The following is an 18,959-nucleotide window of genomic DNA, read 5'->3' as shown; positions in this document are numbered from 1 at the left end:
AAAAGTCACATAAATGATTAAAATAAATGTTTATTTCGGCTACTTCTCAAAATAACCAGCTAACGTGTATAAATAACCTGAATTCTGGATAAGCAATATTCCACAATAACGTTATTTTAAACGTTCTCGGCGTTACTTTTACGTACTCAATAACCCGTTATTGAGTACGTAAAAGTGCCTTGATAACGAATAAACTATCATCATTGTGACGTTAACTAGGGGCTGTTGATCTTTCAGGGTTAAATTTTATTCAATTTAAAACGGATTTAATCGCGATGTGAGCTTTGTCTAATAGTCATTCTCGGCTTTGTCTCCTGAGTCGCCCTACCTTCTGCATCCATGCAGTCGTATTAAAAAAGCGAACACGGGTTATACGTTCCAACATAACCCAAGTACCTGCATCCATGCAGGCAGCAATGAGTAAATTCGTTTTAAATGAACCCAAAGGGCAGCATGTGTTTGAAATTCCTAACTTTGGATAGACAGGGCGTTATCGTCTGTTCGAGTAGCCAGCTACACGTCACATACTCTGCCTTGTCTAAATATCAAACACCTTGCAGTAAAAATAATCTCGAAAGATCAACAGACCCTAAAATATTGATTAATTTTCATGGATTTAAAAATTCATTATCCAGAACTCGGGTTAAATAAATTATCAGATATATGAATGAGTGATGACGTTTAATTTTTTGTAAAATTATAAATTATTTTCAAGCATTTTTATGAACTGTTTAGATAATGTTATTGCTCTTAAATAACCCTATTTAATGTAGGTTTAATAAGCAGTTTGTTATTAGGTTGTAAATAGGGAGTTTATGATATGTTTGAGTTATGTAAAGGTTATGTGTAAGTGTAATTTTTTATGTTTTTTCTTTGTATTCAATGGTTTGTTATTTTATTCTTGTACAATAATAACAACTGAATTTTGGATCTGCCTGCATGCTAACTCACTTTTTTCGACACTTATTTATTGCTACTTCAGCATTAACTTTAAGCTTTCAAGCTTTTGGTGCAACTCCGACTGTGACGAATGAATTACCAGCTTCAGCATTTGCTGGAGAAGAGCAGTGTTTTGATGTTGGTTTTAGTAATACGGGCACTACAGGATATGGCCCTTATATTCGCTTAATAACCGATGCCAAAATTACACTTAACAGTGCGAGCATGTTTGGTAATGCATTAAGTGTTGAATCATTAGGTGATTTTTCTTCATCAGGAACAATTACTGATTCGTTGAGTAATTCTGAGGTAACTGGTACGCAGGGCGACGCGTTACATATAATAAAACTATCAGTAGGCTCGGTAGTTGCGAACGGACCTATGCTTAATACGTCGGTATGTATAACATTAGGTGCGAGTGCAGATATAGGTGAAAACTTAAATGTAGATGCGCAACCTGTGTATCAATATGGCGACTCTGCAACAGGCGATACAGCCATTATAGGTACAAAGCTGAGTGCTAATATTCAAGCAACAGTGACATCGTATGAATATCGCAATGACGCTATCGAATCAGAAATTGTTCCAGGGCCAAACTTTCTTCTAACTTATCGCCATATTATTGATGTTGCCAATTCAAAACAGATTTTTAACACCCTTTTACAAGATACCTTAGATAATAACTTACAGTTTACAGCTCCCGTGTCTATTACCGGAGGAACTAATTGTACGGTGGATGATGAACCTGAAAGCGCTAACCAAGGAGGTATGATAAGTGTTAGCTGTGACAATATTCAGGGTTCAAATAGCTTAAATGATTCTGAAATCAGGATTTCTGGTTATGTACCTGAAAGTGTTCTAAATGGTGCTAGCTGTAGTGCTGTCACTATTCAAAATAATGCAACATTTGATAGCGAATATCCTGCTGGCACAACGCTTACTCAACTTGCATCAACAGGCACAACAATAACAGCCAAACATTTAGCGGTTCAGCAAAGCTTTTCTGAAACAGCTTTATCGCCAGGCCAAGTGATCACGATTACCGATAACATTCAGTTAAGTGAGTATGATGAAGCTAATGGTTTAGTGTTAGTAGATACACTTCCTGACGGCTTAATATTTACTGCTCATACAAGTATGACTGTATCGGGCGTAACTACATCAATTACACCTACAACAGGTACAAGTGGCGACGATACTACCGTAACTTATGATATCCATTCAGTAACGGGCGATTTAGCTGCAAGTACAACTATTACCATTCAATATACCGCAACGGTTCAGCAAGCATATAAATCTACAGACTCTGTATTTGCATCAGACGCATTAGGTAGTGCTAGTTTGGCTACTTATTCTCTAACCGCTGGCGCTGTAAACTGTATGGATAATTCATCTGCTGGCGGCGTTATTATTCCTATTACTACCAGTAAAGTTATTGTTAATTCAGCAGCTGAATATGTACCAGGGCAGGCGGTTACGTTTAGATTAAGCATGAACATTCCGTCGGGCGATACACAAAATATTGTGTTTGATGATTTCTTCCCTTTACCGGTATTCGACGTAACAAGTATCAGCACATCGTTTGGTACAGATATCGTATTATCAGTTGATGATACAGCGGGTTTAACGCCTAGCAATATTGAGCATGTTAGTTCAACTAATTCACTTAACATTACTTGGCCAGATTTAAATACGACTGAAGCTAAGGTTATTTCGGTAGATATTACTGCAACCATATCTACAGACCCTTTTTCTGATGAACTTTCTTTAACTAATTTATTTCAGGGCAGTACAGAAAATACCGCTGGCGAGGCTGCACTCGAAATTAATAGCGTGCCATTAATGGTTAGAGCCCCAAGCTTATCTATCACATTAATTGATAACGCATCTGCAACGGTAGATGCTGGCGATGTTATAACCTACACATTAACCATTGAGAATACTGGCGGTGCAGATGCACATGATATTACGGCTAACGCACCAGCAATAACAGGATTAGACGGCGCAGTATTAACAAGTGTTACTGTAGATGACACGGCTACAACAGCATATTCTGGAACATTAGCTGACGGCGATTTAACGTTGAACAATGCTGTTCCTGCAGGCTCAATTGTAGTTATTACTTATACACGCGATGTTTCTGACGATGTTACACCACGCCAAACCATTAACTCAACTGCTGAAGCTGCATGGGCTAGTGCTAATGGGGCTCCAGCTTTTCCTGCAGAAAGTAGCGAAAAAACTTTAACGGTAGCCAGTGCGTCTATAAGTACATCTATCAATAGTGTTTCACCTAATGGTTCAGGCTCGAGTAGCAACTTTGTTGTTGGCGATACCGTAACGTATCTTGTTGAAGTTACTTTACCTGAAGGTGAAACATCGGGTTTAAGTATTACAACCGAACTACCGGGCGGTGTAGAGTTTGATGCAAGTTCTCCTGCTGTTTCAATATCAGGTTTTGCAGGCACAGTTGATACAGATCCAACAGTTACTCCGACAGGCTCGTTTACGAGTGGACAAGATGTTGTGTTTAACTTTGATTCGCCATCTACAACTACTGTTACAGGTGATAATGATACAAGCAACAACACCTTTTCTTTTACTTTTGATGCTATTGTTCGAGATGTTGCAGCTAACGCGGCATTAAATGCACCGCAAACAAAAACGCTTGATACTGATTTAACTTATAATTCGTTCTCAGGAACTACTGTAAATACAAGTGTATCTGGCTCTTTTGTAGAGCACGAGTTAGAGGTTACGACTTCACTTTCACCGAGTAGTTCTTTACAAGCGGGCGATACTGTTACCACAACTATTACTGTAAAGAATGTGGGTACAGCAACAGCGTACGATATAGATATTAATAGCGCGCTTAACGCTAATTTATTTGATCTAACTACAGGTGCAACAGCAGATACAACTGCCCCAGGTTATACTTATACTTATAATGGCACTTCAGTAGACTATATAACAACGGGTTCTCTTGCTGTAAATGAAACAGTGACCTTTACTTATACTGCCGTTGTTAAAGATGACGTACAATCTGGCGCATCATACTCGACGGTAACGTCAGGTACTGCAGACAGCCAAAGTGGTGATGTAGCGTTAGAGCGAGATAACTCAACTAACGTTACTGAAACGGCTTCTACTACTAACCCAACAGCGGATAGCTTAACGCTTATTTCATCGAGCGAAAGCTGGACAAGCGAATCAGGCACACCAGTGTTTGCGATTGGCGAAGTAGCAAAATATTCATTACAAGTAACCATTCCAGAAGGTACAACAGCCGCTACAGCAGCTAATGCATTGATTGATGTTACCTTACCAGCAGGCGTTGGTTATGTTGATGGTACTGCGACAGTACGAGGCGTTTTCGATACAGGTTTATCATCAGCAGTAGAGAGTAATCTTTCAACTACAGATCAAAGTATTACTGCCACGGTTGATGCTAATAACGTACTTAAATTCGACTTAGGTGATATTACTAATATCGACAATGATGGAAATGCCGAATATATTATTGTTACTTTTGATGCGGTATATCTGAATACTGAAGACAACAACCGTACCGATAACAAAACTCTTAACGGGCAAATACACTACAATAATCAGTCAAATGTTGCTCAAGCAGATAGCGCTTCAACAAGTGGCGTTATAGGAACACCACATTTATCGTTAACTAACATAGCCACACCAGACAGTGTAGACGGTGGCGATACTTTAAATTACACGTTAACTGCTACCAACGACAACCAAACAGATGTAGTACGTGGTTGGGAATGGCTAATAGAAGAAACATTACCAACACGCTTAAATTCACCATCAATAACAAGTGCAACAATTACACGTGCTAATAGCAGTACTGTTGACGTATCAAGTTGTGCGAGTTTTTCAGGGAACGATTTAACTGTTGATAGTTCATGTTTAACAGACGAGGAACAACGCTATTTAGATGCGGGCGAGTCTCTTGAAGTTAAATACAGTGCTAATGTAGATGTAAGTATTGGTTTTGAAGAACAAGTTTCTACAATCGCAGACTTTAGCATAACAACTCTACCAGGCGCTAAAGGTACAAACGATGCAGCTCCCGGTGCAGCAGATAGTGATACAGGTGAACGCACAGGTAGCCAAGAAAATAATACATCGAGCCAAGCAGTTAACGACTTAATTGTAATGACTACAGAGGTTATTACAGCAAATGCACCAACAGTAAGCCTAATTACATCAGCAGAAAACGCTAATATTAAAGATACAGTTACGCTAACGGCTACGTTTGGTATTCCTACAGGAACAACCGATGACTTTGTTTATACCTTAGATTTACCAGCAGGCTTAACCTTTGATAACACGCCAATAGCAATTAATTTACCAGCAAGCGATTTTTCTGCAACGCTTAACCCAAGTACCACTCCGGGTTCAGGTACTGATCCAATAATTTTAGATTTTGGAACGATAGAAAACAGCAGCACTAATGCACAAAGCGTATCAATAGAAATAGAGGTTTCTGTAGATAACATTTTAACTAATCAACAAGGTGTCGAGCTAGATTCAACAGCAACGTTAAACTATGCAGGTGTAACAACTCCGCCAAGCAGTGATGTTACAATTGCAGTAACTGAACCAAACTTAGCCATAAGCCATACTATAATTTCGGGTGCTACAGGTAGTGACGCAGGCGATACTATTTCGTATCAAACGGTATTAACCAATACATCAACAGACAGTACCGCATTTCGTGCAGATTTATTAAATATTATACCAGCGTCTTTATTAGGTGCACCAGATGGAACAGGTTCTGGTTCTGAGGCTTTTTCTAATATTACATTAACTAATACCAATAATGATGTTGTATTAACGGGTACATCAACAGTGGCAAGTGTAAGTGATGTAAGCCAACAAACCACGAATCTAACAGGTGATACTTTACAATTAGCCACTGTAGACTTACCGCCATTGTCTACTTTAACGCTTACTTATGATGTTGTTGTTGCTAACTCAGCAAGTGCTGGCGATAGTGTAAGCGACCAAATTACTGCATCATATTTCAGTACGTTAACTGGAGATGCTAGAGATGGAAGCACAGAAAATAGCGACGATGATAGCGACACGTTACTTAATAACTATAACGAGTCAGGCTCAAGCACGGTAACTATTCATAACTCTATTGCAGTTCAATCTGAGTTAAATGAGCTTCATGCAAATAATAATCATATAACGATTGGTGAAACGGTAAGTATCGATCTTCGTGTAGACGTAATTGAGGGTGATATTAGCGATGTACTTGTTATCAATACATTGCCAGACAATCTAGAATTTAAGTCGAGCACCTTATCTGCAGGTAGTAACATTCATGTAACTGGAGATGCAACAATAGGATCGGTAGATGGCAACAACGTCACTATTGATTTAGGTGATGTTAGCAACGTGTCTGACGGAGATACAACGAACGACTTCTTTATGTTAACAATAGTCGCAACTGTATTAGATGAAGCTGATAACTCTCAAGGCACTACATTAACTAATTCAGCAATAGCAAGTGGTGGTGGTGCAACCGCAACCGCATCTACATTAGATATTGTTATTATTGAACCTAATTTAGTAGCAGAAATCACCTCAAACAAAAGTACAGTATCTTTAGGCGATAGCGTTGTATATACAGTAGAAATAACACCTGATACCAATGGCAGTGATGCGTTTGATACTTCGTTAGAGCTAAAAATTCCAAGTGGACTTACCTATGTAAATAGTAGTTTTGACGGCAATGGAACATTAGATGATACAGACAGCGCATTACTAAAAGTTGATTTAGGCAGTATTACCGTTGTTAATGGCAAAAAGACCTTTTCGTTTGAAATGACTGTAGATAATAACGCTGATATTGACCATGCTTTACTGGTTGAATTACAAAACGGAAAATATTCAAGTTTAGTGGGTGAAGACACAAATGAACGTGAATATAGTTTTAGTGACTCTTTAGCGGTAACGTCTAACAGCGCTAGTTTTATCAATGCAGGTCAAACATTTATCATAAGTAATGATTTAAATGGCGATGGTTATGCTGATCCAGGTGACACATTAACCATTGAAGCTACATTATATAATGATGGATCTGATACTACTGGTGTTGTTTTCACGGGCAATATCCCAAATAACACAACTTATGTTGCTAACTCGGTAACAACTACAGGTACTATTACTGAAACAGCTACGCAAATTACTGCTGATATAGGTAGTTTAAATAGCGGCACGTCTGCAATTATTACCTATGAAGTGGTTGTGAATGAAAACGTTGCAGATGGTACAACCATTACCGCACAAGGTAGCGTAGATTCAGACCTTACTGTATCAGAGCTTACCGATGCAGATAACGATGACAGCAACGGCGACCAAGCAAATAGCTTAGTGGTAGGTGCTCCTACAGAAGCAACCAATAATTTATATGTTGAGCAAAGCATTCAGTTATCAGATGATACCGATAATAATACAGCCGTTAGTGTTGGCGACACATTAACCGTTACTTATAACCTAAGTAACCTAGGCACAGAAGAACTTACGGGTATTACTTTAGCCGACATCATTCCTGCAGGATTAAGCTACTTAGATGGTACGTTTACCATTAGTGATGGAACAGGTAGCGTTACTACCGATAATTTATCGGCTGTTATAAATACATTAGCCGCAGGTAGTTCTGTTTCAGTAACGTTTGATGTGAGTGTTGAGACCGAAGGTTCGTATGATTTACAAGGTAATGTTGGAAGCGACCAAACGCCAACGGAAAATACCGATAGTAACAGCTCAGAAGTAGACGGATATCAAGCCTCTTCAATCAATGCGATTGCTCAAAATGCAAACGCAACTGAAGGTGCACCAGATGTTGTAGTGAATGAATATTGGACGTTAACGAATGATGTTGATGGCGATGGTAATGTTGACCCAGGTGATACGGTTCGATACGACTTTTCATTACTCAACCAAGGTTCAGTAACCGCAACGGACGTAGATTTACAACAACCAATACCGACTAATACAACGTTAGTATCTGGCTCTGGTATTGTAAGCCAAGGCTCTATTGTAACCACAGAACCTTATGATGCTAACGTGGGCAGTGTTCTGCCAGGGAGCAGTGTTACAGGTTCATTCAGTGTTGTAGTTGATGCAGGTGTTGCTGACGATACGGTTATATCCTCTCAATTAACGGCTTCAGGTACTAACTTTACAGACACAATGTCTGATGATAATGCCAACAGCGCTGATAACAATAACCCTACTTTATTTACAGTAACCAGTGCAGACGAACTGTCAATTTCAGTTGTAGCCGAATTAACAGAAACCTCAGATACAGATACTGTAGATGCAAACTTTGTTCAAGGCGAAGAGTTATCGTTAGCTCTTACCGTTTCAATTCCAGCAGGTAGTCTTAATGATGCAAATTTAGTATTCACGCTGCCTCCATTGTTAACCTATGTTGAAAACTCAGCCACATTAACATCTATATTCGAAACAGGTTTGCATACAGCAAATAACCCTAACGATATAAATGATGCGGCTACTGATGTTCCTGTAAATTTAGATGTGACTCAAAGTGGACAGTTAATAACGCTACCTTTAGGTGGAATAGTTAACTCTGACAATGATACTAACCTTGAACAATATGTACTCTTCTTAAAAGTGAATACAGATAACCTTGTACCTGAACAAGCAACAACTGAATTGGCGGTATTAGGTGAGTTGAATTATGTAGATGGGCTAAATCAACGTCAGCAAGTTGAAGCAACTAACTTAGCACTTACATTAGTAAACCAAACGCCTGTTGCTAACAATGATAGCCAAAATGTTGATGAAGATTCTAACGCAACATTTATTGACGTTTTAACAAACGATACAGAAAGTGATACAGGTCAAACATTAACGGTATTAAGCGTCGACAGTATAAGTTCAGGTGGTAGTGCCATTATATCAACAGGACCAAGTGGTATTTCTTACCAGCCAGCAGCTGATTTTTATGGCACAGAAACTATTACTTATTCAATTAGTGATGGTGCAGGCGGATCAGCGTCAGCAACATTAACTGTTGAAGTTAGCGCAACGCCAGATGCTCCTCAAGCGAATGGCGACACAGCATCATTAAATGAAGATGGTATGGTAACTATTATCGCGTTGAGTAACGATGTTGATGTAGATGATGAAGACATAACTATTCTTAGTGTTAGTGTACCTGCAAATGAAGGTACAGTTATCATAAACAGTGATGGCAATATTGTATTTACTCCACTTGCAGACTTTAATGGTATTGCAACCATAACTTATACAATTACAGACGGTAATACCGATGCAGGCAGTAGTTCTGCAACTAATCAGGTTGCAGTAACGGTTGTTAGCGTAAATGATGCACCCGTTGTTGTCTCTGAAACACGCAGTGTTGACGAAGACAATAGCTTAACGATTGACGTGTTAAATAACGACAGCGATGTAGATGGCGACACGTTAACTGTAACCGCGTATAGCACAGAAGAAGGTACCGTTGAGCTATCTGAAAATGGCGAGATTATTTATACGCCAAGTGAGCACTTCCACGGTACTAATATCATTAACTATACGGTTTCTGACGGTACCATTGGTGTTGATGGCACAGTAACAGTCACGGTGAATAGCATTAATGATTTACCGATACTTGAGATAGATGCGGCAACGATTGATGAAGATACCAGTGTAGAAATTGATGTATTAGCGAACGATAGTGATGCTGATGGCGATACGTTATCAGTGACAGGACTGTCAGTAGATAATGGTACTGTATCGATTACAGAAGAAGGCGCAATACTGTTTGTTCCTGATGCAGACTTTAACGGTACAAGTACTATCAGCTATACCGTTTTTGATGGACAAGAAGGCGTAGAAACTACGACGATTGTTACGGTTGACAGTGTTAATGATGCACCTATAGCGAATAGCGATATAGCAACAACCGATGAAGATACGACCGTTATTATCGATGTACTAAACAACGATACGGATGTTGATGACGATGCATTAACTATCATCGATGTATCAACAGATTCTGGTGAAGCCACGATAACAGAAGAAGGTAAAGTTGAGTTTGTTCCAACAGCCAACTTCAATGGTGAAGCGACACTGAGCTATACCATTTCAGATGGTAACGACGCAGAAGTGGTTGGTACGGTTGCAATAACCGTCAATAGCGTTAACGATGTGCCCGTTATAGGTATTAATGAAGAAAGCGTGAATGAAGATACAAGTATAACAATCACAGGTTTAGCGAATGTTACTGATGTTGACGGCGATACCTTAACGGTTTCAGGTCAGTCAGTTGATACTGGTAGTGTATCTTTATCTGAATCAGGCTCAATTGTTTACGTACCTGACGCTGACTTTAATGGTACAGCGACCATAACCTATACCATTAAAGACGGTAATGGCGCAGAGATTGAAGTAACAGCCGAAGTCACCGTTGTTAGCGTTAATGATGCACCGGTTGTTGTCTCTGAAACACGCAGTGTTGACGAAGACAATAGCTTAACGATTGACGTGTTAAATAACGACAGCGATGTAGATGGCGACACGTTAACGGTAACCGCGTATAGCACAGAAGAAGGTATCGTTGAGCTATCTGAAAATGGCGAGATTATTTATACGCCAAGTGAGCATTTCCACGGTACTAATATCATTAACTATACGGTTTCTGACGGTACCATCGATGTTGATGGCACAGTAACAGTCACGGTGAATAGCATTAATGATTTACCGATACCTGAGATAGATGCGGCAACGATTGATGAAGATACCAGTGTAGAAATTGATGTATTAGCGAACGATAGTGATGCTGATGGCGATACGTTATCAGTAACTGAACTGTCAGTAGACAATGGCACGGTGTCCATTACAGAAAAAGGCGCAATACTGTTTGTTCCTGATGCAGACTTTAACGGTACAAGTACTATCAGCTATACCGTTTTTGATGGACAAGAAGGCGTAGAAACTACGACGATTGTTACGGTTGACAGTGTTAATGATGCACCTATAGCCAATAGCGATATAGCAACATTAAATGAAGATACAAATATTACGTTTGATGTATTGATTAACGATACGGATGTTGAGGGCGACACCTTAACAATAACCGAAATATCTGTTGATACAGGTATCGTTAATATATCAGCTACGGGCGAAGTGACTTATACACCGTTACCTGAATTTAATGGAACAGCGATTATTAGTTATACCATTTCAGATGGTCAAGATGCTGAAGCAAGTACAACGGCAACTATAACGGTTATCAGCATAAACGACTCACCTGTTATTAATGACATAACGGCTAATACACTGTTATCACAAGGCGTAATTATTGATGTGCTAAGTGCTACTAATGATGTTGATATGGATGCCCTTAGTATTTCATCAGCAATCAGTGAAAATGGTACAGTAATAATTAATTCAGACGGTACAATAACATTTACACCTACAGATGAATTTGTTGGTGTCGCTATAGTTAATGTATGTGTGTCGGATATTAATGGTGGAGTAACATGTACGGATGTTTCGGTTACCGTAGTTGACCCTAATGTGGCACCAACCGTTAATGATGTGGCTTTAAAAGCAATTGAAGATACCTCTTTAACCTTTACGTTAGTGGGTTCAGATTTAGAAAATGATGATTTAACCTTCATCTTAATCGACCAACCTAATGGAGAAGTTAGCGGATCATTACCATTGGTAACTTATACACCACCAGCAAACTTTAACGGCGAAACAACCCTTACTTATCAAGCAAACGATGGCAAGCTTGACTCTAATATCGCAACAATAACGATAACGGTAGAATCAGAAAATGACTTACCAGTAGCGATTGATGACAACGTAACCATATTTTCTTTCGACCCAACTGAAATTGACGTATTAGCGAATGATACTGATGTAGATGAAGATGATGTGCTTAGTGTAATTGGTGCAACAGCTTCTATTGGTGAAGTGAGTTGGACAACTACAGGTTTAAGCTATACGCCAGATGCAAGTTTTGTTGGCAGCACGTTTGTTGAATACACTATCGAAGATAGTAGTGGCGCTACAGATACTGCAATTGTATTTATTGATATAAATACTGAAGGCGACGAGTTACTCCCTGTGATTTCTGTACCTGAAGACATATTTATTGATGCTAATGCCTTGTTTACCAAAGTTGATTTAGGTGAAGCAAGCGCAGTTGATCGATTTGGACAGCCATTACCTGTGTCGTTAGTTGATGGGCTTATTTTCTACGAGCCAGGTGTAAATACTGCGTTTTGGTCTGCTATGGATGAAGAAGGTAGAGTTAGCATTGCTAGCCAGTTAGTTAAAGTTAGACCTTTAGTGTCTATCGATAAAGACCAAGAAGTATTAGAAGGTCATACAATTTCGGTAGGTGTTCATTTAAATGGTCATTCACCAGAATATCCACTTTCAATACCTTATACGGTAACAGGTAGTGCAGACGGCAGTGATCATACATTAGTGGATGGTGTTTTAATCTTCGAATCGGGCAGTAACGAACTGATCAAGTTTGAAGTATTAGCCGATGATGTGATGGATCCACTAGAAACCATAACTATTACCTTATCAGACACGATCAACCGAGGTAACAAGTTTGAACATAACATTACGATTAGAGAAGACAACGTAGATCCTGATGTTACTTTAGTGGCAACTCAATCAAACGAACAACGTGTAGTTATAACGCAAGGTGGCGAAAACGTTACTATTTCAAGTAATATTATTCACCCAAATGCTAATAACGAATACTTATACACTTGGGACAACATTGAAGGTGTGCTTATTGATGAAGATAGCGAGATAGATACGTTCAGCTTTAATCCTAATAATGTACCTTTAGGTTTATACCAAGTGACCTTAGACATTGTTGACCTTGACGATACTGAGTTTGATGACAAAGCTACTATTTTCATTGAAGTTGTATCAACATTAGCAACATTAACAAGTGCTGATAGTGACGGCGACGGCATACCTGATGACCAAGAAGGGTTTAGTGACAGCGATGGTGATGGTATACCTGATTACTTAGATGCAATTTCAGAATGTAATGTTTTACCTGAACAAGGTTCATTTACTAAAGGATACTTAGTAGAAGGTGACCCAGGAGTATGTTTACATATTGGTACTTACGCATTTACGAGTAATACAGGTGGAGCTCAAGTAAGCGACGAAACTGATTCAGATAATACTGACGAGAATACAGAAGTATTAGAAGACGATCTTGAAGCAACAAACGTTGGCGGTATATTTAACTTTATTGCTTACGGTTTACCTGACGAAGGTCAATCGTACAAAATTGTAATGCCACAACGCAGACCTGTACCTGAAAATGCTGTGTACCGAAAATACTTTGAAGATACCGGTTGGTTTAACTTTGTAGAAACGGGCAATAACTTTGTACGCTCTACTGCTGGTGAACCAGGATATTGTCCTCCTCCAGGTGGTAATGTTTGGGAAGCGGGCTTAATTGAAGGTTACTGGTGTGTTGAAATTGAAATTGTAGATGGTGGACCGAACGACGCTGATGGCTTAGTTAACGGTACTATTATTGACCCAGGCGGAGTAGGTGTTTTAGGTACAGGTGGTAATACATTACCTGAAGCTGAAGACGACGAGGTTGAACTGGTTTTCAATACATCAATAGAGATAGATATTCTTGGTAACGATGTAGATGCTGACGGCGATTTACTGGAAATAACATCAGCAACAGCATTCTTTGGTGAAGTTGAAATTATTAATAATGCGTTGTTCTATACTCCACCTGAAAACTTTATCGGGCAAGAGCAAATAACTTACGGTATTTCTGACGGTAATGGCGGTACAGATATAGGAACAGTTCGCATAAATATTATTAGTAATAACCCACCTATCGCAGTTGACGATGTAGCAACAGTTGATGTGGAAAATTCAATTATTATTGATGTGCTAAGTAACGATACTGATCCAAATAACGACATTATTACCTTAGTGGATGTTACAAGCACAAGCGGTACTGTATTTATCATGTCAGACGGAACCATTAGCTTTACACCAGCAGCAGGAGAGAGCGGCATTGTATTCTTAGATTACATAATCGCCGATGAAAGAGGTGCAGAAGCTACTGCACAAGTTACTATAACGGTAAATAAAGTCACGGTACGAATAGATAACTCATCAGGTGGTGCAATTAACTTTGGTACATTATTCATGCTAATTTCATTTACTTTATTCGTGATTCTACGTCGTAACAACAATAGGAAGTCAGCACATTATGCACATTAAAACCACTTCAAAACTTATAGCTCTTACTGGGCTAATGGCAGTGGCATTTGGTGCCAATGCTAAACAAGACACAACAGTTATAAATGCATCAGACAAGCCGGTATATACATTAAAATCGCACTGTGTTGCAGAGCAAGATTGTTTGTTTGAACAGTTTTATATTTCTGCAGGCATAGGTTGGGTTAAAGGTGATTGGTCTGACGGTGATGTTACTAGTCAAACAAGTAACTTAGGTTTTGATGTTTTTGATATTGACGTTGACGACGACAGAGTAGGCGGAAAAATTAACCTAGGTACTTCGTTAACTGAAAAATGGAGTTTAGAGCTAGGTTATACTAACCTCGGCAAAGTTAATGCTGCTTTTTCAACAACAACTGCAGTTCCATCAGACTTTTTTAAGTTAACACAGGTTGTACATCCAACCTCAGTGAAAGGTTTTACTTTATCTGCCGTGTATTCTTTTTGGGAACACGACGATTGGTACTTACATGGTAAAGTAGGAGCTTTTAAATGGCGTGGTGATTACGACTCATTAGACGTATTTGAAACACAAGATATTGAACGTGAAGCTGATATAAACGATACCGATTTATATGCAGGTATAGGTGCAAATTATAAATGGGACGAGAACATACAGCTTATTTTAGAATGGGATCATTACCGCGTTGATGGGGCTAAAATTAACTTTATTTCAATTGGCTTAGCGTATCATTTTGATTAGTTAATTTGATCTTAACGATATGTCGTTAGACAAAATTAAAGGTTAATATATGAGGTGATCAATTTACGTTGGTTACCTCATTTTTTATTTTTAACTTATGATTTTATTGATTTATTTTTCTTTATCTAGCTTAGGAATACCTTGAATCACATACACATCGAATCTGTTTTTCTTCATTTTTATACTGGTAGACGGTTTTTTATTTGCTAAAGGTGGTGCATAAGTAGGGCGCTTAACAACAACTCTATATTTTGCTATAGCAAGTGCTGGTGCTAATAAGGCATCGGCATCTAAGTCTTCACCCACTAAGGTTTGAAATACACGCATTTCTTTTTTAACGGCTGCTGACTTTTCTCTGTGCGGGTACATAGGATCTAAATACACGACATCAGGCATTAATGTATCAAAACTGTCTTCGGTTAATGATGTATGTACCAGCTCCATATTGCTAATAATGTCAGACACTTCAGTACTTAGCCTTGCGCGTTCTAAACCATTCTCTAGAAGTGCGGCTACAATCGGCATACGTTCAATCATAGTAACTTGGCAACCTAATGAGGCTAATACAAATGAGTCTCTGCCTAGTCCTGCGGTTGCGTCTAACACATGTGGAGTAAAACCATGTTTGAGTCCTACGGCTTTAGCAATATCTTGACCTCTACCTCCACCAAACTTACGGCGATGAGCTGCAGCACCTTCAACAAAGTCGACTTTAATCGCGCTGAGTTTAGGTTCGTCTATTTTTACCAATTCAAGCACTTGAAAGTTAACTTGTAGCAAAAAGGTAAGCTTTGGATGTTTATCAAGTGAAGCCACATGACCTATGTATTGTAGTCGCCATTTTTGCGCGACTTGTTTTGCCAACTCTGCATCAGAGCTATCTACATAACCAACGGCAACATGGGAAAAGGCTTCATTTAACTCAATCATTTAATTTACTCATTCAGTTCACTCATTTGGTTCAGTCATTTAGTTTATGCATGTCGTATGGCTGTTAGGCAACTTGTACACTGTTATCGCCTGTTGAATAAGCGACTAAACGACTTAGCTGGCTTAAAGATAAATCACATTCAGTCTGCCATTGGTTAAAGCTGTCTTGAATCGCTTTTAAGCTGGATTTCGTTTGAATGCCGCCTGTTACAATATCATGGGCACGGAAGTAAGCTTCAATATCACGCGTAATTAAAAAGGTATCTATACCTAAAGCTCTCAAAGCGTAAGGACCTGTATTACCACCTAAACGTTGACCGTTCTTTTTAAGGTAAGCCCATAAGCCTATCATGTCGCTTGCTGACCAGTTTGCGATAAATTCGATAAAACTATGACCGTTCTGCTGTTCGTCAAATATCATTTGGGCATTGGCTTTAATGGTTTTAACTTTGTTGTAATTACGAATTATTTTAGGATCGGCGGCTTTTCTTTCCATCATTTCTTCAGGCATCATTAACACTTTTTCTAGGTTAAATTGAAAAAATGATTCTTCAAATCCGTCCCATTTGTTTTCGACAACACGCCATACAAAACCTGATTGAAATATCTTTTTTGTAAAAGCTGATAATACCCGGTTATCAGTAACGACTTCTTTTAATTCGGCATTACTCAAGTAATGAACCTCATCTAATAAAAAGTCTAATGCGCGCTTACCGCCTTTACGCTCAGCAGCTCTATGATATAAAGATTTAAATGACTCTAATTTATCCATGGAATGAAAGGGGTCTTGTTGGTTAAATGAAAAATGCATTGGCTAACAAGCCAATGCATTTACAGTTTTGTGATTATACTAAAGTTTAACTTTTAGTACCTTAAAGAATACCACTATGGCGTAGTAAAGCGTCAATATTTGGCTCTCTACCTCTAAAGGCTTTAAATAAGTCACTTGGCTCTTGCGAACCGCCTTTTTCAAGAATATTTGTCAAGAAATCGTTACCTACTTCTTTATTAAATACACCTTCTTTTTCGAATCTTGAAAAAGCATCTGCAGATAGTACTTCAGCCCATTTATAGCTGTAATAACCTGCAGCATAACCGCCACCAAATATATGACCAAATCCATGTTGAAAACGGTTAAAGCTTGCGGCTTTAGTTACTGAATATTCAGCTCTTACTTCATCTAAAACCGATTGAATGTAAGTTGAGTTGTCTTTAGTGTTATCAAAATTTAAATGCATTTTAAAATCAAACAACGAGAACTCTAATTGACGTAGCATTTGCATAGCCGATTGGAAGTTTTTAGCTGCAAGCATTTTGTCTAGCATTTCTTTTGGAAGTGGTTCGCCTGTTTCGTAATGACCCGACATAAAAGCTAAAGCTTCAGGTTCGTAACACCAGTTTTCTAAAAATTGACTTGGTAATTCAACAGCATCCCAAGGAACACCATTGATACCAGATACACCGCTTGCATTAATTTGTGTAAGCATGTGATGAATACCATGACCAAACTCATGAAATAAGGTAACCACTTCGTCGTGGGTAAATAACGCAGGCTTGTTACCTACAGGCTTATTAAAGTTACATGTTAAGTAAGCAACAGGTAGTTGAATTTCACCATTCGGTAATTCTCTGCGACCAACACAATCATCCATCCAAGCGCCGCCACGCTTTTTAGAACGAGCATACAAGTCTAAATAAAAGCTACCACGCTGATTGTTGTTAGCATCGAACACATCGTAAAACTTAACGTCTTTGTGCCAAGTATCAATGTCGTTACGTTCAGTAATGGTTAAACCAAATAATTTATGAACAACCTCAAATAAGCCCGCAACAATTTTATTCTCTGGGAAGTAAGGGCGTAACTCTTCATCTGAAATTGAGTATTTTTCTTGTTTCAGCTTTTCGCCGTAATAAGCTAAATCCCACGCTTGTAAATTAGTTGCTGAAGCATCGACTGTTTTCGCAAATTCAGTTAATTCGTTAAGTTCAGTTTGACCTTGGCTTTTTGATTTAGCCGCTAAGTCTTCTAAAAACTGAATAACTTGAGTCGTTTCTGAAGCCATTTTAGTCGCAATAGACTTTTCAGCGTAATTATTAAAACCTAATAGTTGAGCAATTTCATGACGAAGGTTAAGAATTTCTAGCATGTTGTCGCTGTTATCAAACTCCCCAGCGTTAGGGCCTTGATCAGACGATCGAGTAGCAAAAGCTGTGTACATTTTTTCACGCAAGTCGCGATTGTCGCTGTAGGTCATTACAGGTAAGTAACTTGGGAAATCTAAAGTAAATAACCAGCCTGATAAATCTTGCTCTGCTGCTAAAGCTTGTGCTGCTTCTTTCGCGCTTTCAGGTAATCCTGCTAATTCAGCTTCGTCAGTAATATTCACAGTAAATGCTTGCGTTGCATCTAATACGTTGTTGCTAAATTGCGAGCTAAGTTCTGACAAGCGTGTTGAAATTTCACCATAACGCTTTTGCTGATCATCAGCTAAAGCGATACCTGATAAAGTAAAATCACGTAAAGCGTTATCAATCACTTTCTTTTGTGCTGTGTTTAAGGTGTTGTAATGCTCGCTGTCAGCAAGTTGTTGGTACGCTTGGTAAAGCGGTTTGTGTTGACCGACAAAAGTACCGTACTCAGACAATAACGGTAAACATGACTCGTACGCTTCGCGCAGCTCATCACTACTCACTACTGAGTTCATATGAGAAATAGGAGAGAAGAGTTTACCTAAGGTATCGTCTATATCGTCGATAGGTTCAACGAGAGATGTCCATGTGTATTCTTTGGTTGAAGATAAAACATCGGCAATCACTTGCTTACAATCATCAATGGCTTTTTCAACGCTAGCTTTAATGTCTTTTGGTAAAATTTCTGAAAATACGGGTAATGTTTGTGCCATAAATAATGTTCAAGGTGATGAATTATCTTATATATGTAATAACGCTTAACGCATATTTCAAGGTGTTGGCACGATTAAACCCTATAATTAGATATCTAAGACGTTAATTTATATATTTACTAGGGCTAATTGCAAATCGAGTAATGAACAGTATTGATGTC

5 protein-coding genes are annotated in these 18,959 nt (G+C 38.7%); 2 read left to right on the top strand and 3 right to left on the bottom strand.

Features of this window, described 5'->3' with window-relative positions:
* The first annotated feature begins 939 nt into the window (after window positions 1-939).
* Both ACPUVN_RS15975 and ACPUVN_RS15970 read left to right on the top strand, forming a co-directional pair.
* On the top strand, window positions 940-14,244 hold the full coding sequence (locus ACPUVN_RS15975) for a tandem-95 repeat protein (RefSeq protein ID WP_426369441.1): 13,305 nt from the start codon (window positions 940-942) through the stop codon (window positions 14,242-14,244).
* Window positions 14,234-14,965: an outer membrane beta-barrel protein gene (locus ACPUVN_RS15970; protein ID WP_426369440.1), complete on the top strand. Its 732-nt coding sequence runs from the start codon at window positions 14,234-14,236 to the stop codon at window positions 14,963-14,965. Before ACPUVN_RS15975 ends, ACPUVN_RS15970 begins: the two co-directional genes overlap by 11 nt.
* Before the next feature lie 111 nt (window positions 14,966-15,076).
* Here ACPUVN_RS15970 and ACPUVN_RS15965 read toward each other — a convergent pair whose 3' ends face one another.
* From ACPUVN_RS15965 to prlC, 3 genes are all read right to left on the bottom strand, one after another.
* Window positions 15,077-15,895 carry a class I SAM-dependent methyltransferase gene (locus ACPUVN_RS15965; protein WP_426369439.1) on the bottom strand — a complete coding sequence of 273 codons (819 nt, stop codon included), beginning with the start codon at window positions 15,893-15,895 and terminating at the stop codon, window positions 15,077-15,079.
* 64 nt (window positions 15,896-15,959) lie between these two features.
* Window positions 15,960-16,706 carry a DNA-3-methyladenine glycosylase I gene (locus ACPUVN_RS15960; protein WP_426369438.1) on the bottom strand — a complete coding sequence of 249 codons (747 nt, stop codon included), beginning with the start codon at window positions 16,704-16,706 and terminating at the stop codon, window positions 15,960-15,962.
* 61 nt (window positions 16,707-16,767) lie between these two features.
* On the bottom strand, window positions 16,768-18,798 hold the full coding sequence (gene prlC / locus ACPUVN_RS15955) for an oligopeptidase A (protein WP_426369437.1): 2,031 nt from the start codon (window positions 18,796-18,798) through the stop codon (window positions 16,768-16,770).
* Window positions 18,799-18,959 lie beyond the last annotated feature (161 nt).

The organism is Pseudocolwellia antarctica (genome assembly GCF_049933045.1).
GTDB lineage: Bacteria > Pseudomonadota > Gammaproteobacteria > Enterobacterales > Alteromonadaceae > Pseudocolwellia.
The sequence above is the reverse complement of the archived record's forward strand: the minus strand, read 5'-3'. Positions and strand labels throughout refer to the sequence as shown.